At 43.0% G+C, this 17,300-nt stretch carries 20 protein-coding genes; 9 read left to right on the forward strand and 11 right to left on the reverse strand.

The features are described 5' to 3' along the window. From A3G19_RS04170 to A3G19_RS04185, 4 genes are all read left to right on the forward strand, one after another. On the forward strand, positions 1-876 hold an 876-nt coding region (locus tag A3G19_RS04170), incomplete at its 5' end, for a prohibitin family protein (protein ID WP_294870745.1). 3 nt (positions 877-879) lie between these two features. Further along, positions 880-1,554: a bifunctional phosphoribosyl-AMP cyclohydrolase/phosphoribosyl-ATP diphosphatase HisIE gene (gene hisIE, locus A3G19_RS04175; protein ID WP_015652632.1), complete on the forward strand. Its 675-nt coding sequence runs from the start codon at positions 880-882 to the stop codon at positions 1,552-1,554. Then, positions 1,551-2,066, forward strand: a complete 516-nt coding sequence (locus A3G19_RS04180) for a DUF2393 domain-containing protein (protein WP_015652631.1) — start codon at positions 1,551-1,553, stop codon at positions 2,064-2,066. The genes hisIE and A3G19_RS04180 overlap by 4 nt, the downstream gene beginning before the upstream one ends. Next, complete coding sequence (locus tag A3G19_RS04185; RefSeq protein WP_015652630.1) at positions 2,063-2,593, forward strand: DUF2393 family protein; 531 nt, start codon at positions 2,063-2,065, stop codon at positions 2,591-2,593. Before A3G19_RS04180 ends, A3G19_RS04185 begins: the two co-directional genes overlap by 4 nt. On the opposite strand, the gene A3G19_RS04190 is transcribed toward A3G19_RS04185, so the two are convergent. From A3G19_RS04190 to trxA, 5 genes are all read right to left on the reverse strand, one after another. Then, positions 2,590-3,552 carry a TIGR01212 family radical SAM protein gene (locus A3G19_RS04190; protein ID WP_015652629.1) on the reverse strand — a complete coding sequence of 321 codons (963 nt, stop codon included), beginning with the start codon at positions 3,550-3,552 and terminating at the stop codon, positions 2,590-2,592. The genes A3G19_RS04185 and A3G19_RS04190 overlap by 4 nt on opposite strands. A 9-nt stretch (positions 3,553-3,561) precedes the next feature. Next, positions 3,562-4,911: an amidophosphoribosyltransferase gene (gene purF / locus A3G19_RS04195; RefSeq protein WP_015652628.1), complete on the reverse strand. Its 1,350-nt coding sequence runs from the start codon at positions 4,909-4,911 to the stop codon at positions 3,562-3,564. A gap of 10 nt (positions 4,912-4,921) precedes the next feature. Then, positions 4,922-5,692: a 4-hydroxy-tetrahydrodipicolinate reductase gene (dapB, locus tag A3G19_RS04200; RefSeq protein ID WP_015652627.1), complete on the reverse strand. Its 771-nt coding sequence runs from the start codon at positions 5,690-5,692 to the stop codon at positions 4,922-4,924. Positions 5,693-5,777: 85 nt separating this feature from the next. Beyond that, on the reverse strand, positions 5,778-6,716 hold the full coding sequence (locus A3G19_RS04205) for an FAD-dependent oxidoreductase (protein WP_294870747.1): 939 nt from the start codon (positions 6,714-6,716) through the stop codon (positions 5,778-5,780). A gap of 210 nt (positions 6,717-6,926) precedes the next feature. After that, positions 6,927-7,244, reverse strand: a complete 318-nt coding sequence (gene trxA, locus A3G19_RS04210) for a thioredoxin (protein WP_015652625.1) — start codon at positions 7,242-7,244, stop codon at positions 6,927-6,929. A 166-nt stretch (positions 7,245-7,410) separates the two neighbouring features. Between trxA and A3G19_RS04215 the strand changes: the two genes are divergently transcribed. Then, on the forward strand, positions 7,411-8,337 hold the full coding sequence (locus A3G19_RS04215; RefSeq protein WP_294870749.1) for a cytochrome c peroxidase: 927 nt from the start codon (positions 7,411-7,413) through the stop codon (positions 8,335-8,337). Beyond that, complete coding sequence (locus tag A3G19_RS04220; RefSeq protein ID WP_294870751.1) at positions 8,334-10,379, forward strand: EAL domain-containing protein; 2,046 nt, start codon at positions 8,334-8,336, stop codon at positions 10,377-10,379. The genes A3G19_RS04215 and A3G19_RS04220 overlap by 4 nt, the downstream gene beginning before the upstream one ends. A gap of 14 nt (positions 10,380-10,393) precedes the next feature. Here A3G19_RS04220 and A3G19_RS04225 read toward each other — a convergent pair whose 3' ends face one another. The 5 genes from A3G19_RS04225 to A3G19_RS04245 all read right to left on the reverse strand — a co-directional run bounded on the left by A3G19_RS04225 (position 10,394) and on the right by A3G19_RS04245 (position 14,994). Beyond that, entirely contained in the window at positions 10,394-10,726 is a 333-nt protein-coding gene (locus A3G19_RS04225) for a YraN family protein (RefSeq protein WP_015652622.1), read from the reverse strand. Positions 10,727-10,731: 5 nt separating this feature from the next. After that, positions 10,732-12,807, reverse strand: a complete 2,076-nt coding sequence (locus tag A3G19_RS04230) for a molybdopterin-dependent oxidoreductase (RefSeq protein ID WP_015652621.1) — start codon at positions 12,805-12,807, stop codon at positions 10,732-10,734. A gap of 24 nt (positions 12,808-12,831) precedes the next feature. After that, positions 12,832-13,593, reverse strand: coding sequence for an SDR family NAD(P)-dependent oxidoreductase (locus A3G19_RS04235; RefSeq protein WP_015652620.1), 762 nt, complete (start codon positions 13,591-13,593; stop codon positions 12,832-12,834). Continuing rightward, on the reverse strand, positions 13,590-14,444 hold the full coding sequence (gene rhuM / locus A3G19_RS04240) for a RhuM family protein (RefSeq protein ID WP_015652619.1): 855 nt from the start codon (positions 14,442-14,444) through the stop codon (positions 13,590-13,592). Before rhuM ends, A3G19_RS04235 begins: the two co-directional genes overlap by 4 nt. Before the next feature lie 70 nt (positions 14,445-14,514). Next, entirely contained in the window at positions 14,515-14,994 is a 480-nt protein-coding gene (locus A3G19_RS04245) for a hypothetical protein (RefSeq protein ID WP_015652618.1), read from the reverse strand. 254 nt (positions 14,995-15,248) lie between these two features. Between A3G19_RS04245 and A3G19_RS04250 the strand changes: the two genes are divergently transcribed. From A3G19_RS04250 to A3G19_RS04260, 3 genes are read left to right on the forward strand one after another with little or no spacing between them, the layout of a single operon-like run. Then, positions 15,249-16,088, forward strand: coding sequence for a S1-like domain-containing RNA-binding protein (locus tag A3G19_RS04250; RefSeq protein ID WP_015652617.1), 840 nt, complete (start codon positions 15,249-15,251; stop codon positions 16,086-16,088). Further along, positions 16,078-16,293: a hypothetical protein gene (locus tag A3G19_RS04255; RefSeq protein ID WP_015652616.1), complete on the forward strand. Its 216-nt coding sequence runs from the start codon at positions 16,078-16,080 to the stop codon at positions 16,291-16,293. The genes A3G19_RS04250 and A3G19_RS04255 overlap by 11 nt, the downstream gene beginning before the upstream one ends. 27 nt (positions 16,294-16,320) lie before the next feature. After that, complete coding sequence (locus A3G19_RS04260) at positions 16,321-16,635, forward strand: pyrimidine/purine nucleoside phosphorylase (protein WP_015652615.1); 315 nt, start codon at positions 16,321-16,323, stop codon at positions 16,633-16,635. A gap of 15 nt (positions 16,636-16,650) precedes the next feature. On the opposite strand, the gene A3G19_RS04265 is transcribed toward A3G19_RS04260, so the two are convergent. Continuing rightward, on the reverse strand, positions 16,651-17,298 hold the full coding sequence (locus A3G19_RS04265; protein WP_015652614.1) for a tetratricopeptide repeat protein: 648 nt from the start codon (positions 17,296-17,298) through the stop codon (positions 16,651-16,653). Between the last annotated feature and the right edge of the window lie 2 nt (positions 17,299-17,300).

Below are 17,300 nucleotides of genomic sequence, written 5' to 3' on the forward strand. Positions count from 1 at the left end.
AAACCGTTCATCATTATCACCGAGGGGGAACGCGGTATCCTCTCCACCAACGGTAAATATGAAGATCAGGCACTCATGCCGGGGCTCCATTTCCTCATTCCTATGATCCAAAAAGTGTACGTTGTCGATACCAAAGTTCGTATCATCAACTATGCCGATAAAATTGATCGTGCTTCAACTGCAGGGGATGGAATCGTCCTCAAACCGGCGATTACCGTTTTGGATAAACGGGGACTTCCTGTCTCTATCGATATCACCGTCCAATATCGCTTAAACGCACAACTCGCGGCACAAACCATCTCCAACTGGGGCTTTAGCTGGGAAGATAAAATTATCGATCCGGTAGCCCGCGATGTCGTCCGTAACGTTGTCGGCCAATATGAAGCAGAAAATCTCCCGATTATGCGTAATGCTATTGCGACACAAATCGAAGCAGGGATTCGTAAAAATGTTGAAGGACAGAAAAATGCTCCGGCACAGCTTGAATCGATTCAACTGCGTGAAATTGGTCTTCCTCAAAAAGTAAAAGATCAAATTGAGCGGGTTCAAGTCGCGAAACAAGAAGTAGAGCGTGCACAGCAAGATGTTGAACGTGCGAAACAAGAGGCGTTCAAAAAAGAGACCGAAGCTCAAGGTACTGCGAACGCTATTACGATCCAAGCACAAGCACAAGCCAAAGCCAACCATCTTATCGGTGCTTCTCTAACCCCTGGCCTTTTAAAATTGGAGCAAATCCAAGTTCAAGGTAAATTTAACGAAGCCCTGAAAGAAAACAAAGACGCTAAAATTTTCCTCACCCCAGGGGGATCAACACCCAATATTTGGCTCGATACCAAAAGTGGCGACAACCAAAAAATAAGTTCTACAGGGAAATAACCAATGAATCTTGATCAAATCGACTGGGCAAAGGCAGAGCTTCTTCCCGTCATCGTCCAAGACTCGACTACTCTTGAAGTGCTTATGATGGCGTACGTGAACCGTGAAGCATTGGAGCTCTCCCTCTCGACGCGAATCGCCCACTATTATTCTCGATCCAAACAGCGCCTTTGGAAAAAAGGGGAGTCCAGCGGTCACCTACAGCACATCGATCGATTTTTGCTTGACTGTGATAACGATACGCTCCTCCTCCTCGTGCGTCAAGAGGGTGTGGCATGTCATACCGGACGTAAATCCTGTTTCTTTACCGATATCGAATTGGGTGAGTCTGTTAGTGAACCGCAAATCGATACAACCGCAACCTACGGCATTATTGATGAACTCTATCATACGATCCTAAGCCGAAAAAACGCTGACCCTGAAACTTCATGGACGGCTAAATTGTTGAGCAAAGGGGATAATACCATCCTCAAAAAAGTGGTCGAAGAGGCTGGAGAGTTTAGTTTTGCTATCAAAGACGGCAATGAAGATGAAATTATTTACGAATGTGCCGATTTAGTGTATCACGTCCTCGTTGCACTTGGGCATAAAAACATCTCTCCCGATCGTGTCAAACAAGAGCTTGCCCGCAGATTCGGGATGAGCGGGATTGCGGAGAAAAACGCTAGGAACAAATGAAAGCACGCATTCAAGATTTTATTCAACATCTGATTATTTACGATTACTTCCTCTTTGGAGGGGTGATTATCCTCTTTATTCTCCTTCTTATCATCGCTATCGTTTTACGTCATAAATTAGGTCTTGCCATATTCTTCGTTTTCATTGCCTTTGGGGTTTTAACAGCTGGACCTGTTGGGGGATATATCGCATTACATCACTATCTCTTTAAAAATAAAATTATTCTTCATGAGGTGAAAGCGCTTGAATTCACCGAAGCTCTCCTCATTAAAGGTGATATTAACAATACATCCAAACGCCCCTTTAGCGAATGTGCGATTCATGTCGGAGTTCATAAAGTGAGCCATAACCAATACCTTGATCGTCTTTATCCTTATATCCCTTTCAAAAAAAGTTCTCTACGGATAGAAGAGTCCATTTCACCCGGAGAATCAACCCCTTTTAAATTATTTGTCGAACCGTTCCGATATAGTAAAGATTACAATATTACCATTAAGGCAGATTGCAGATGAGTCCTTTAACTTCATGGCATTATTTTCTCATTACCGCTTTGGCGATTTTATTTGTATTGGGAACGATACTGGCCTTACGCTCGACATCTAAATTCTCAGTATTTACCACGATTACCTTGATTCTCGTTTTATTGGGGCTCTTCATATGGCCTCTCATAAACGAAACGGTTTACCAAGTTGAAGTTACCGATTTGGAAGATGAACGTTTTTATCAAACAGAACAAATCATGATTAAAGGGGTAGTTCGAAATATCGGAAAATATCCTGTAGCCAATGTTGTAGCAACCGTAAAAATGGTTAATATAAAAGGTTCAAGTCAATCAAAAGCGAGCCAGTTCGCACAACCAACGGCATTTGCAGAATTATTTGAAGGAGACAACCCCGACTTCAAGCGACAAAATGTTGTCGAGCAGCAAGTCGTTGCGGATTATATCAATCCGGGAAAGTCCAAAACCTTTAGCATCATGTTGAAGTATCCGCCGTATTTTAAAAATGCCTCTTACGACGTTACAGCAAAAGCCAATTAGTATTTTAGTCCTACCGCTTTCAGGGTCGCGTTAATAGTGCGTAGTTGAGCATTTTTGTCTTTGCACCACAAAGGGGCGATTAACGTCTCATCGTCAGTTCCTGCACTGATACGCTGTACACTGACATGTTTGGGCTTCAATAATATCGCTTCTTTAAGAACCTCTACATAAAGTTCTTCACTTATGGGATCAAAGTCGCCTCTGGCATATTCGTTGGCGAGTGCCGTGCGTTTTACGACATAGAGCGGATGGTATTTCACCGAATCAATCCCCAACGCATACGCCTCGTTCACCGTACCGAGCATCATCTCTTTGGTCTCCCCGGGAAGACCAAAAATCAGATGACCGCAAACCTTGAGTCCATACGATTTTGCTTTGAGTATTGCCTCTTTGACATTGGCACTGTCATGTCCGCGATTAATCCGCTCCAGTGTCTCATCGTAAATCGACTGAATACCGAACTCAATCCAAATCTCTGTTTTTTCTGAAAGGTGTGCAAGATACTCGAATGTTTCATCACTGATACTGTCCGAGCGTGTTCCGATGCTAAGACCGACCACGTTGTCAAAGGACAAAGCTTTTTCGTATAGAGATTTGAGTGTTTCGAATGGGGCATAGGTGTTGGTAAAGCTTTGAAAATAGACCATAAACTTCTCAGCACCGTGTGCCGCCTGCAAACGATTAGAAAGTGCATTAAACTGCCACTCTAACTGCTGAAGCTGTTTGTCTAAATGGGGGTTGCTTGAGGAGTTTAGGTTAAGGAAAAAACCTTTAAGCTCGCGGGCATGATCAAGGCTTGGGCTGAAAGAGTCATTTTCACAAAACGTACATCCCCCCTTGGCCACCGTTCCGTCAATATTGGGGCAGGTAAACCCGGAGATTGAGACGGGAACTTTAGAAATTTTTACCCCAAATTTATGGTGTAAATATTGCCCAAAGGTAAAAATCTGTTCCCGCATACAGCTCTCTTAGATAATATACTTGCCGGTGAAGCAAGCTGTACAATAATTCTCTTCTTTGCCGTTTACACTATCAAGCAATGCCTCATTACTCAAATACCCCAGCGAATCGGCTTCGATAAAGGCACAAATCTCCGCGTTGGTCATATTGGCCGCGATGAGTTTCTCTTTATCGGGAGTATCGACTCCGTAATAACACGGGTCGGTTGTCGGTGGGCTGGAGATACGCATATGCACCTCTGCTGCTCCGGCGGCTTTCAGCATCCGGACAATTTGGCGGCTGGTGGTTCCGCGAACGATTGAATCATCAACGACAATCAGACGTTTTCCGCGAATGAGATCATAGATCGGAGAAAGTTTCATTTTTACTTTTAAATCACGCATCTCTTGGGTTGGCTCAATAAACGTACGCCCAATGTAATGGTTACGCATAATCGCCATCTCGAAAGGGATACCGCTCTCTTGCGAATATCCGATCGCAGCAGGCACACCGCCATCAGGAACCGGAACAACCATATCGGCAACAACGGGCTGCTCACGTGCCAATGCTTTTCCCATCGCTTTACGCATTTCATAAACATTTTGTTTGTACACATTTGAATCAGGACGGGCAAAATAGACGTATTCAAAGATACAGTGTTTTGGTGTCGGTTCAAACACCTTTATTGATTTTGGCGCTTTCCCTTTTTCGAAAATCAGCAATTCTCCCGGTTCTACATCACGGATATACTCTGCGCCGATAAGATCAAACGCACAGGTTTCTGAAGCAACGACATAACCATCTCCAACCCGTCCGAGGCTCAAAGGACGGAAACCGTGCGGATCACGCATCGCAAACATTTTAGAACGGCTTAGGAATACGAGAGAATAAGCCCCTTCGATCTTTTTCACCGCATCGATGATACGGTCCGTCAAATGGTGCTGATCGCTTTTTGCGATCAGATGGATCAGATTCTCCGTATCCATAAACGTTTGAAAAATCGCCCCTTTTTTGATCAAAGCGTCACGAACTTCTTTGGCATTGGTCAAGTTACCGTTATGGACAATTGACATCTCTCCGAGATCATAACGGGCAAATACCGGCTGTGCATCGAGAATCGAATCATCTCCCGCCGTAGAGTATCGGGTATGTCCGATTGCCATATGCCCTTTGAGCGTATTGAGTTTTTGGGGATCAAATACTTGCGTTACTAAACCCCGATCTTTGATCGTATAGAGTTTTTCTCCATCGCTGGTACTGATTCCGGCCGCTTCTTGACCACGATGCTGCAGGGCATGAAGGGAGAAATAAGCAAGTTTTGACGCTTCTGGATGGTCGAAAATACCGACTACTGCACATTTTTCATTTAAGCTACGCACTTTTGTTTCCTTATGCTAGTTCTAAACAGTCTTGAATACTGTACAGACCGTTTGGTTTTCCGGCCAGCCATTTTGCGGCACGAATGGCACCTTTGGAGAAGGTATTGCGACTGGTTGCGGTATGGTGAAGTTCGATGAATTCACCCTCATTATAAAACCCGACCGTATGACGACCGACGATATCTCCGCCGCGCAATGCCATTACGGCGATTTCATCTTTGGTTCGCTCACCGATATTGCCGTTACGCCCGCTGACACGTACCGCATCGAGATCAAGATTTCGCCCCGCTGCTGCCGAATGGGCAAGGGTGAGAGCCGTACCGCTCGGAGCATCTTTTTTATGACGATGATGCTGTTCGACGATTTCAATATCAAATCCGTCAAGAGTTTTAGCCGCCATGTGAACCAGTTGATTGAGCAGAGCAACGCCGAGTGACATATTGGTCGCATACAAAATCGGCATCGATTCACTCGCAGTTTTGAGGAGATTCATCTGATGCGTATCTAAACCCGTCGTTCCGATCACCAAAGGCTTAGGATGCTCAATCGCGCGCTCCAATAAAACCTGTGTCGCTTCGGGCAATGAAAAATCGATAATGACATCTGAGCTTTTGAGCAACGTCGCCATATCGTTCGTCACCATTACCGAAGGATCGATTGAGAAATTGAGTTCATTACGGACATACACCGCCCCTAGTGAAATCTCGTTCTCGTGGCGCAAATCTTCAATCAATAGCTTACCGACACGTCCGCCAGCGCCAAATACACCTGCTCTAATCATATGTAGCATCCCTATTCAAACATTAATAAAGATATTTTACCCTCTTCGTCTTTAAAAAGGGCGTAAACGCCCTCATTAAAAAATGTTACTGGTGTCCATCCACATACGCGATGGCTTGCAACGCGGCTACGGCACCGTCACCTGCCGCACAAACCACTTGTTTCGGAGATTCTGCGCGCATATCCCCTGCTGCATAAAGGCCCGGAATCGATGTTTTCATACTCAAATCGACTTTTACTTCACCCCAGGGGGTCATGTCACATAAAAACGAGCCGTCTTCTTGCATCAAAACTTGATTGTTGACATTGTTGCCAACGAATACGAATACGCCCGGAACATCGATTTGACGAGATGAACCGTCTTGGAGTTTGACGCGGATACCATCAACACCCATTGAACCTCCGAATACCTCTTCGGGGATAGCGTTCAACACCAATTCGATATTAGCGGTCTCTTTCACTCTCGCAATCGTGTTGGGAGCAGAACGGAAGCTGTCACGACGGTGAATAAGGTACACTTTAGAGCAGATTTTTGCCAAATACAGAGCTTCTTCCAAAGCCGTATCACCCCCGCCGATCACGGCGACCTCTTTGTTTTTGTAGAAAAATCCGTCACACGTCGCACATGTACTCACACCGCGCCCAAAAAATGTATCTTCACCTGTAAATCCGGCGCGTTTTGGTGTTGATCCCGTACACACGATAACGCTTTTCGCCTCATCGGATGAACCGTCTGATTTTTGGATTATAAACACACCTGCTTCACCTCGTGTGACTCGCGTCACTTCGGACATCTCATGTTTTAGACCAAAACGTTGGCATTGTTCCGGCCACGGGATCATCAGATCCATCCCTGTGATGTGACCGGTCACCCCCGGATAGTTTTCAATCTCCGAACTCATCGTAATCTGACCGCCCGGCATCCCTTTCTCATACATGATGACATTGTCCAACCCGCCACGCGTGGTGTATAAACCGGCAGTAAGCCCTGCCGGTCCCCCTCCAATGATCGCACAATCCAACATTCATAACTCCTGTTTTTTTTCAAAAAAATTATTATGGAAGTATCATACTCTCTTGTAAATAAAGGGGTACTTTGGAGGGATAGGGGGGGGAATAATTAAGGTTCTATTTATCATAAAAATAAATTTATAGCATATATCCTGATCCACTAGGGTCAAGCTTCAGCGCCCTATAGCGCCAGCGCAGATGAGGAGATTTCCCCATCGTTTAAATTATAGCAACGCGTTTAGTTTGTCAGCGAATGCTTGTTTAGAAGCTGCGCCTACCATTTGCTCAACGACTTCACCGTTTTTGAAGAAAAGAATAGTAGGGATAGAACGGATACCGTATTTAACGGCGATATCTTGTTCTTCATCGGTATTAACTTTACAGATATTCGCTTTTCCTTCATATTCAGCCGCCAACTCTTCGATAACCGGAGCGATCATACGGCATGGTCCACACCAAGGAGCCCAAAAATCTACCAATGAGACACCCTCTTTGGTTACTTCATCAAAATTTGAAACGGTTAATTCTACGTATTTAGCCATTGTAATTCCTTGCATTGCAATTGTTTGTGATGAGTCATTATAACGCCCCAATCTTTAAAATGACTTATTACAGAATACTCACATTTTTTCTCAGAACTCTTACGTTACTTTAAACAAATTTAGGACAAAATGGAACTAACAAGGATTCACAGATAAAAGAAGGGCAATGAAATTTATTCTCTATTTTTTTGCTATTGTCACTGCTTTAGCACATGGGGCAGAGCCTATTGCCCCGATACCGGAAAGTATCCCTTATGACGCGGCAAAAGCAGCAGTGGGAGAAAAGCTTTTTTTCGATCCGATCCTCTCTCGCGATTACACTATTAGCTGTGCCTCTTGCCATGATTTTTCCAAAGGTGGGGCTGATGCACGCAATGTATCCACCGGTATTCACCACCAAAAAGGTTCAATGAATGCCCCTACGGTTTTAAATTCCATTTTTAATTTCACCCAATTTTGGAACGGCAGAGCCAAAAATCTCACAGAGCAGGCCCTCGGCCCCATCCACAATCCTATCGAAATGGGGCTTACCCCCGCCGAATCGACGTTACGTCTCAAAGGCGATCCGGCATACAGCAATGCATTTGAAAAGATTACCGGTCGACGCACGATAACCGCTAACGATATCGCTATCATGATTGCCGAGTATGAAAAAACACTTATTACCCCCAATGGAAAATTTGATCTCTATTTACGCGGGGAAAAGTCCCTTTCAGCAAAAGAGATGGAAGGGTATCAGCTCTTTAAAACATTGGGCTGTATCAGTTGCCACAATGGTGTCAATGTAGGGGGAAACTCTTATCAAAAAATGGGAGCCATTCTTTCTATTGAGCGAAAAGCTAAAACCGATGACCGATATGCCATCACCCACCGCGAACGCGACAAGAACGTCTTTAAGGTGCCGACATTACGCAATATTGCCCTCACCGCACCCTATTTTCATGATGGGAGTGCCGCGACATTGCGCGAAGCCATCAATAAAATGTCCTATCATAATCTCGGCATTAAACTCTCCGAAAAAGAGATCGATTCCCTCCTCACTTTTTTAAATACCCTTACCGGTAAACTCGCCGGAAAAGAGCTGCGTCCATGAAGCTCTCAACCAAACTTCTTTTAACCGCTTTACTCGGTATTAGTGCCCTTATCGCACTCTTTTATTTCAAATCCGCTTCCAACGACTATTACACCCATCGTAATGCGATTGAACTTGCCTTTAAAGAACTGGATTCATCCCAACAAAAACTTAACCATGCTATCTTGACCAATGCTTTTTTTCTTTATACCAATCAAGATGATATTATTCAAGCCATTGAGCATGTTCACTCTCATCTGAATCCTCTGTTAGAGAATCAACATTTTGTTCAAGAACACGCAGAAACCTACCAAATATTACTTGAATACCAAAAAGCATTTGAGTCCAATACCAATGCTATTTATGATTTTCAAACCACCAATACCGTCATTAAAAATTCGACGGCGGCAATCCCCCGCTTACAAGAACAATTACTGACTTCAACTGAACCTCTGAGTGAAAACCAACGAAACGGTTTACGAAAAATCGCTCATCTTAGCGGCGCGCTTTTGGTTGCAAAAAATGCGATGGATACCCAGTTGATTGAATCTTTTCGTAACGATATTGATTCACTCGCATCCCTTCACTTCACGAATAAAGGGCAGGAAGAAGCCTTAAAACAGCTGATCTCACATTTTAATGTCATCCTTAACGCATTCCCCTTTTATTCCGAAGCACTCAACCAAATCCATAATCCTGCACTTAATCAACTGCTTGAAAAAGGGAAAAGCAGATTTATACAAGAATCGATAAACGAATTGATGTTTGTTACCTATTTTTCGTATTTTTTAATGGCACTCTTTATTGCCAGTATTCTCCTTATCTCATTCTTTTTAATCCACAGCGAACAGGAAGCCCGAACCGATCGTTTAACCGGCTTGCAAAATCGTAAAGGGTATGAAGAGCGGATTAAACACGCAAAAGCAGATTTAGGGTTAGTCCTCATCAATATCCGAAAATTTAAACATTACAACGATTTTTACGGTGTATCCTCAGGAGACAGGCTCCTCATCGAAACGGCACATCGTATTCAAGCCATCCCTTTTTTAGGGGTAAAACCCACCTATTATCGTTTGGGTGCCGATGATTTCGGTATCCTCTTCGAATTCTCCTCAAAACAACCTCTTGAAGTATTAGCCAAAGAGGTCTTGAGCGAATTTTCCAAAACCCCTATCATTATCGACACAGAAATACGAACCCCCTCTATCGTGGTTGCCGCATCAACCTTTAAACCTCTGCTGGAAACCGCAGATATGGCGCTTAAAAGCAATGCCCATACAAACCCTGTTATCTATCACGAAGGGCTCAATCTCCGACAGGTTATTCATGATAATGTCACAAAAGCAAAAGAACTCAAAGAAGCGCTTAATGAAGAGCGTGTCGTCCCTTATTTTCAGCCTATTGTCGATCTTTCAACGTGTAAAGCCGTTAAACATGAGGTACTTGCCCGAATCATTATGAAAAATGCTCAAGTACGTTCCATTTTCCCCTATCTTACTATCGCAAAAGAATCCAATCTCTATCCTCAGATCACCCGCACGATCATTGCCCAAAGCTTTATGATCATCGCAGAACACGCCGGAGATTTTTCCATTAATCTCTCAATCGAGGATATTGGTAATCATGAGACCGTTGAAATGTTAGAAATGATGCTGGAAAAGTATCCAAACATCGGAAAACGGATTATTTTTGAAATTTTAGAGTCCGAAGCAATCGAAGAGTATGAAGGGATTGTTAATTTCATTCTAAGAATGCGCCGCCATGGATGCCGCATTGCAATCGATGATTTCGGAAGCGGCTATTCTAATTTCTCACGTATTCTTAATCTCACCATCGATATTATCAAAATTGACGGTTCACTGATTCGACACCTCGATACCGATGATAAAGCGGTCACAATCGTACAAACGATTGTCAACTTTACCAAAAGTGCTTCAATCGAAACCGTCGCCGAATTCGTCCATAATAAAGCTATCGCCCATATTGTCTCAGAACTGGGAATCGACGCGGCACAAGGGTTTTACTTTTATGAACCGGCACCGCATCCGGTCGCGGTCATTTAACGCATCAGTGATAGCTAAAGCGTAATATTTTCAATCAATTCTAAAACGTCATCAGTGACAATCAATGCATCGATGCAGTAATCACGGTTCAATTTTTTCTTCTGAAGATAAAACTGGATGGTTCGACCCAGCTTTTGGAGTTTTGCGCGGGTAATGTTATTAACGGCTTGCTCATAGCTTTGGGCACTCTTGACTTCCACAAAATGGATGACATCCCCACGTACGGCAATAATATCGATCTCTCCGAACCGGTTGTAGACATTTCGATCGATAATTCGGTACCCACTATTGCGGAGGTATTCACACCCGCGCTCTTCGGCGATATTTCCCCGAGCGCGCGTGTTCACGACTTTTAATCCAAATAGTCGGGTTTAATCACCTCGACTTTGATCGATTTGAAACGTGCTGTTTTGATCAGCTCATCATGTTCATCGCCAAACAAAAAGTTAATATTGCTTTTGGCATGGTGGAAAGTTGAAAACAATGTCCCTTTTTTCACGGTCGAACTCACCTTGACCCGCAACGGTGCACTTTGCCCGTATTCACTGCGCAAGACAACAAAATCTTTAAATTCAAAAAACTCCTCATCCTCAACGCTGACTAAAAGAATATCTTCGCTGTGAGAACGGTGAAGCTTATCACACGCATTTGTCTGCGCCGCGTTGTTATAATGAACCAATACCCGTCCAGTCGTAAGGTAATAGCCGTCATGCGTTTGATTCTCAAGCAATTCGGCAACCTGTCCTCGCGATGAATATTGGTGATAATGAAACGTCCCGAATCCGTCTTTGGTTCGGAAAGTATCGATGTGCAATATCGGTAAATCTTCTTCCTGTACCGGCCATTGCAATCCGCGTAGACGATTAGCTTCGAGCTTTTCATAACTCGCCCCGCCAAAGCGGATCGGAGCGTCCACACGTACTCTTTCCCAAACATCACGGGAGTTTTTGAATCCGAAATCTGTTCCGTAGCGTTTGGAGATTTCGGCGATCACTTCCCAGTCATCGGGCATCATCACATTGATAAGAGGCTGAGAGAGGTGGAGACGCCGCTCCGCATTGACATAGACACCCGTTTTCTCATAGGCACTTTTTACCCCGAAGATTATGTCGGCAAATTTGGTAATCTCATTGTCGAACAGTTCATTGACCACTAAAAGGTCGAGATTGCCCAATGCGGCATGGATTTTGTTTTGATTCGGGTGGATATGGGCGATATCTTCGCTGATGTTGTAAAGGGCCTTGATTTTCCCATCAACCATTGCATTGATCAAATCAGGGGTCATCATCCCCACCTCTTTGGGCGGTTGATAATCAGGTGCGTAATACGGCAGCATCCCGACATCACATGTCCCTTGAACATTGTTCTGTCCCCGAAGCGGCATCAATCCAGCACCCCGTTTGCCAATGTTTCCGGTCAACATTGAGAGATGGGTAATCGCCATCACGGCATACGAACCATCTAGATGTTCAGTGATCCCTAATCCCCAGAAAAAGAGACTTTTACGCGTTGCGTATTTACGCGCAACCGTTCGAACTTCCTCTACCAGTGATTCATACCCAGGTATTTGAAGCAGATATTCAGGATTCGCATACGGATCATTGAGGATAGAATTTTTATACTCCTCATACCCTTTGGTACGGCTGTTCACAAAGTCTGTATTGACCAGATTTTCAGAGAGGATAACATAGGCCATCATGTTGAGAATCATCAGATTGGCTTCGTACGGGATGCTTAGATGATTGGTTGCCGATTTCGAGAGCTGTATACGGCGAACATCGAGTACAGCGAGTTCAATACCGTCATTTTTGATCACATCGAGTATACGGTTGGCGACGATGGGATGCCCTTCGGTTGTATTGGACCCCATCACCACGATGTACTCAGTCTCATAAATATCATCAAACGGGTTCGTCATTGCCCCCTCGCCGATCGTAGTACGCATCCCTTTGAGTGAAGGGGAGTGACACACACGGGCGCAGTTATCGACGTGCGGAGATCCTACTACATGACGGGTAAAGTGTTGAAAAAGATACGATCCCTCACAGCTGGTTCGTGCTCCGCCGATCGCCGCAAAACTGTGCGAACCGTGTTCATCCGTAATCGATCGAAGTTTACGGGCAACGAGCTCGTACGCACTCTCATAACTGATCTCGTAAAAATCGTGATCCACCGGTTCGAGATAGTCCATATCCAAATCGGCGAACAATGCACTGTTTTTAGCTAAAAAAGCTTTACGGACACGGGCATTGCGTAGACGTTTTGGGTGAGTCAGAAAATCCCATCCCTGTTTTCCTTTGATACACAAGCGCCCTTGAGAGACAAGACCCTCTTCTTTTGCAAAGATTTTTTGGATTTTGTTATCTTCCACCTCAGCGGAAATATCACATCCTACACCGCAATAGGTACAAACGCTGTCGATAACCATAGGATATTTCCTTGATAGTACGGGTTATGCACCCTTTTTAAAATTAGTGAAGTGTACAATTTTGTCTCTTAAGGACTGCGGAAGTAGCAAGACAATTCGAATCATTAAGGTGAATCTAAAAGGAAAAGCGTAACGTATTTTTTTCCGTTCAATCGCATGGGTGATCCGCGCTATTCCCTCCTCTGTTTTCATCAAGAATGGCATTTTAAAGCGATTCTTCTGCGTCATTTCCGATTTGATAAATCCGGGCATAATTGTCATAACAGTGATACCGTGCGGTTTTAACTGATAATAAAGCCCTTCAGCATAGGCGTTTAGCGCCCGTTTGGAACTGCTGTAGGCAATCGACGTCGGCATCGTAAAGAGCGAGGCGAGAGAAGAGATAAAAACGATCTCACCCGATTTTTGTGTCATTAGTTTAGGAATGATAGGTTCCAAAAGGGCATGAACACTCAAAAAATTGGTTTTAAAAACTCTCTCAAAATCTTCGAACGGCGTTACACCTGCGCTATGACCGACCGAAACTCCTGCATTGAGAATGATACGATCGATAGGATTTTCACACAGATGTTTGCCAATCTCTCTCATCCGCTCAAAATCATTGACATCAGCGATGATCGTCTCTACCTCGGCACCCTTCACTCGGCATCGAACCGCTACATCAGTTAAGCGATCTTCCCTGCGTGCGATCAATACAAGTTGATTTTTGTCTGACGCATAATATAGCGCAAGAGCTTCTCCTAAACCGCTGCTGGCTCCTGTGATAATTATACGCTTTTTCGTCATTTCAATCTCCCCAAAATCTCCAACGCATCCATCTCGAATTTCGAAAACGCAAACCATTTTTTACCCAAATCTTTAAGACTTGCTCCGATGTGATACATCTCCACCCCATCTAGTATGATAAATCTGTCGTGAGCGCTTTTGAACTCTAATAGTTCCATGTTTTGGTATTGCGCTTGGTATTTTTGATAGTCTAGTGAGAGTTGCTTGGTGATAATTTGAGTATAGATTTTTATTTTGAGATTGGGATATTTACTAAAAAGGGTAAAAACTGTGTCGTCTATGTAGTTGTCGATCAGCACTACTTCACTTTTTGCACTTTTAAGCAAATCATTTATAAAAACATACGCATCATAAATCTGTCCGTCGAAAAATATTCCTTCTTTTGTCTTAAGAGTGTCAACATTGACAAGCGCCTTAAACTCCCCCATTTGAGATTTAAGTGTTGCTACATCACTTTCCAAAGATACAAATCGCTCATTTGTGATTTTATCGCCATTAATAGCATAACCATTTTGGATGTAGCTTTTGAGTACCGATGTTGCCCATTGTCTGAATTTTATTGCTTTAGATGAATTTGTTCTGTATCCTACGGCTAAGACAATATCTAAACTGTAGAAATTTACAGGTTTATCTGAATTTGCAGTATGCATTTTTTGCATATTGCTTTTTTCATCCACCTCATTATCTTTAAAAATATTCTTAATATGTCTACTGATAACACTTTGATCTTTTTCAAAAATATCACTTAACTGCATTTGAGTGAGCCAAAGAGTATCTTCTGTAACTGAAATATTGAGTTCTATCTCACCGTCGTTATAAATGACTATATCTGAACCATTAACTTTGTTCATGATTTATTTCCTGCTCTCACTTTTCATTGCTTATAATTCCCAACTTGATTTATAGAGAAAATTCAATAACCTATTCTTTATACCCTTGAACACATTTCTTTTTGAAAAAATTATATTTTTCTCCATCCCATCTCCATACAGATGAACAATACCCAGGAATAGTCAAATCAATGTCAGGATATCCCTTAAATTTGTTTTTTAGAATGGAATAAGCTGTTACAGGATAATCGATATTTTTATTAAATTTTTTATTTTTGCCTTTGATCAGTAATATTAAATTCCCTTCCGCATTACCATATGCACCCGAATAATTATTTAATATCACAAATACCTCATCAATACCATCTCCATTTAAATCAACACGTTTTATGTTTGGCTCAACCTCAATATCTGTATTGTCTAAAAGATGAAATTTATCATTCTTTTTTTCAATCCCTGATGATTCATAAATTATTTCCATCTCAGATTGAGAAGTTTTATTTTTTTCTCCTGCCGCTACACTACTTGCCGCAATCATCAACATTAAACAAACTAACATCATTTTTTTCATTTATACTCCAAATTTTATTTACGATTTCATCATCCATTAATCCATTCTCTCTAATGCTGGATTCCCGATCAAGTCGGGGATGACGAAAAATCATAAAATTATACTGTTTTTAATTATACCAAAGTGTCACTTTTATATCTAACATCTCTGTCATTCCCAACTCGATTGGGAATCCATCCCCTGTATTTAGAACCACTGGATCCCCGATCAGGTCGGGGATAACGGGCGTAGCCAAAACCCGCTATAATTCCATCATGAATGAAACACTAAAAATCGGGGAAATTAATATCCTCACAATTGATCGCGATACCGTGCCGGGACTATTCTTGCGTGCACTGGATGAGAGCGATATATTACTGCCCAACCAATACGTCACCGACAAAATGCACATCGGTGATACCATCGATGTATTTGTCTATACCGACAGCGAAGATCGCCCCGTTGCTACGACGGCAATGCCTAAAGCGATGGTGAATGAAATCGCATTTGTCGAAGTGGTCGATACCACCCCTATCGGTGCGTTTGTAAACTGGGGGCTTCCTAAAGACCTTTTTATCCCCCGTGCGCTTCAAAAACGCCCGTTCGCCGTCGGTGAAAAGCGGCTCGTGCGAGTTATCTTGGACGAGCAAACCAACCGTCTGGTAGGAACGGAAAAAATCAGCGGTGCATTAGAGATGCCGCCGAAGAGTTTTTACCCCAACACTCCCGTAGCGTTTATGATTATCGCCAAAACCCCTATGGGGTATAAAGTGATCGTGGATCATAAATTTGAGGGGATGATTTACGCCAACGAGATTTTTGAAGAGGTTCGTGTCGGACAAATCAAAAACGGATTCGTAAAAGTTCTCCGTCCTGATGGTAAACTCGATCTCTCTCTTCAGATGGTCGGAAAAGCCAAAGCTTCCGGTGCCGCTGATAAAATCCTCTCGATGATAAAAGCCAATGGCGGGATGTTGCCGTACAACTACAAAAGTGATCCCGATTTGATTCAAAAAACCTTTGGACTCAGTAAAAAGAATTTTAAAAGTGCATTAACACAGCTCGTCGATAGTAAAAAAATAACAGTTCAGGAGAACGGAATTTATGGGATATAGACCACGTAAAAGCCCTTTTAGTCACCTAAAAGCGCGTAACCTCGTTTACAGTGAAAACGATCAGACGTTTACCCTCATCAGTTTTAACCGAGAGACGATGCTCTTAGAAGTTCATATCAAAGATGGGGATGTAACGAAGATTGTCACCGATTTTCCTTTCGCCCACTTGCCTAAAAAGATCAAGCAAGAACTCAATCCGCTATAATTGCACCATTATTTTTAGGAGAAATCTATGTCACAATTTACCAACGTCACCGCAGACAAAAAAGCGAATATCTATTTTGACGGTAAAGTTACCAGCCGTACCCTTCATTTTGCAGACGGCAGTATTAAAACTCTTGGGATCATGCTTCCGGGTGAATACACGTTTAACACCGGCGATAAAGAGATTATGGAGATTATGAGCGGAGAGATGGAGGTTCAGCTTCCGGGTTCAGAAGAGTGGATTATCGTTCAAGGACCGCAAAGCTTCGATGTACCTGCCAACAGTGCATTTCATTTAAAAGTTAAAATCGTGAGCGATTACTGCTGTAGTTTTATAAAATAACTCATTGTGCGGAGCTTAATCTCTCTGCACATCCTTTTCATGAATCCACCCCTCGCCGATATACGGCTGCCATCCGTTTTTCCCGCCAATACCGCTCACTTTATATCGTGAACCGCTTTTTATTTTAGATGTTATAGTCGTATTCGCTTTATAGCTTTTACAGGCCCCTTCCAACGAACAAATCTGTCCCCCTTCTATTGTTTTAAAACGAACGGGTGTGATTGTCTCAATCAGAGGAGACGCAATTTTTGCGTTTGCGTCTTTGGGCTTATCCCTGTCTAATTTTCCGTCTATTATTTCCAACAAAAGGGCTCTTGCCTCTTTATCCCCTTGTTTTGCTGCTTTCGTAAGCCATATCATCGCCCAATCAAGGTTTTTTTCTACTCCGCGCCCTGATGCATATAAGAGTGCAAGATTATACTGCGCATCCACATACCCTTGATGCGCTGCTTTTTCATACCATAGAGCCGCATGCGTTTGATTGACTTCTACACCGATACCGCGCTCGTAAATAACACCGGTTTGAAACTGTGCTATCTTATCTCCGCGCAATGCCGAGGTATAGGTATCCCAAAACGATTTTCGTTGTGTATCCTCTTTCAATCCATCTGCATTAAGCGCGTTTAACCATCCGATTATTAGAAATACTAGTATCCATTTCATAT

The organism is Sulfuricurvum sp. RIFCSPLOWO2_12_FULL_43_24, from assembly GCF_001829605.1.
In the GTDB taxonomy this organism is placed as follows: domain Bacteria; phylum Campylobacterota; class Campylobacteria; order Campylobacterales; family Sulfurimonadaceae; genus Sulfuricurvum.

Excerpts from the sequence above, each read along its gene's own strand:
- A3G19_RS04235 (WP_015652620.1), bottom strand. The coding sequence starts at position 13,593 with ATGACGAAAAAGCGTATAATTATCACAGGAGCCAGCAGCGGTTTAGGA.
- A3G19_RS04205 (WP_294870747.1), bottom strand. The coding sequence starts at position 6,716 with ATGTTGGATTGTGCGATCATTGGAGGGGGACCGGCAGGGCTTACTGCC.
- dapB (WP_015652627.1), bottom strand. The coding sequence starts at position 5,692 with ATGATTAGAGCAGGTGTATTTGGCGCTGGCGGACGTGTCGGTAAGCTA.
- A3G19_RS04260 (WP_015652615.1), top strand. The coding sequence starts at position 16,321 with ATGTCACAATTTACCAACGTCACCGCAGACAAAAAAGCGAATATCTAT.
- A3G19_RS04255 (WP_015652616.1), top strand. The coding sequence starts at position 16,078 with ATGGGATATAGACCACGTAAAAGCCCTTTTAGTCACCTAAAAGCGCGT.
- hisIE (WP_015652632.1), top strand. The coding sequence starts at position 880 with ATGAATCTTGATCAAATCGACTGGGCAAAGGCAGAGCTTCTTCCCGTC.
- A3G19_RS04185 (WP_015652630.1), top strand. The coding sequence starts at position 2,063 with ATGAGTCCTTTAACTTCATGGCATTATTTTCTCATTACCGCTTTGGCG.
- A3G19_RS04220 (WP_294870751.1), top strand. The coding sequence starts at position 8,334 with ATGAAGCTCTCAACCAAACTTCTTTTAACCGCTTTACTCGGTATTAGT.
- A3G19_RS04265 (WP_015652614.1), bottom strand. The coding sequence starts at position 17,298 with ATGAAATGGATACTAGTATTTCTAATAATCGGATGGTTAAACGCGCTT.
- A3G19_RS04215 (WP_294870749.1), top strand. The coding sequence starts at position 7,411 with ATGAAATTTATTCTCTATTTTTTTGCTATTGTCACTGCTTTAGCACAT.
- A3G19_RS04250 (WP_015652617.1), top strand. The coding sequence starts at position 15,249 with ATGAATGAAACACTAAAAATCGGGGAAATTAATATCCTCACAATTGAT.
- A3G19_RS04245 (WP_015652618.1), bottom strand. The coding sequence starts at position 14,994 with ATGAAAAAAATGATGTTAGTTTGTTTAATGTTGATGATTGCGGCAAGT.
- A3G19_RS04190 (WP_015652629.1), bottom strand. The coding sequence starts at position 3,552 with ATGCGGGAACAGATTTTTACCTTTGGGCAATATTTACACCATAAATTT.
- A3G19_RS04230 (WP_015652621.1), bottom strand. The coding sequence starts at position 12,807 with ATGGTTATCGACAGCGTTTGTACCTATTGCGGTGTAGGATGTGATATT.
- rhuM (WP_015652619.1), bottom strand. The coding sequence starts at position 14,444 with ATGAACAAAGTTAATGGTTCAGATATAGTCATTTATAACGACGGTGAG.
- trxA (WP_015652625.1), bottom strand. The coding sequence starts at position 7,244 with ATGGCTAAATACGTAGAATTAACCGTTTCAAATTTTGATGAAGTAACC.
- A3G19_RS04180 (WP_015652631.1), top strand. The coding sequence starts at position 1,551 with ATGAAAGCACGCATTCAAGATTTTATTCAACATCTGATTATTTACGAT.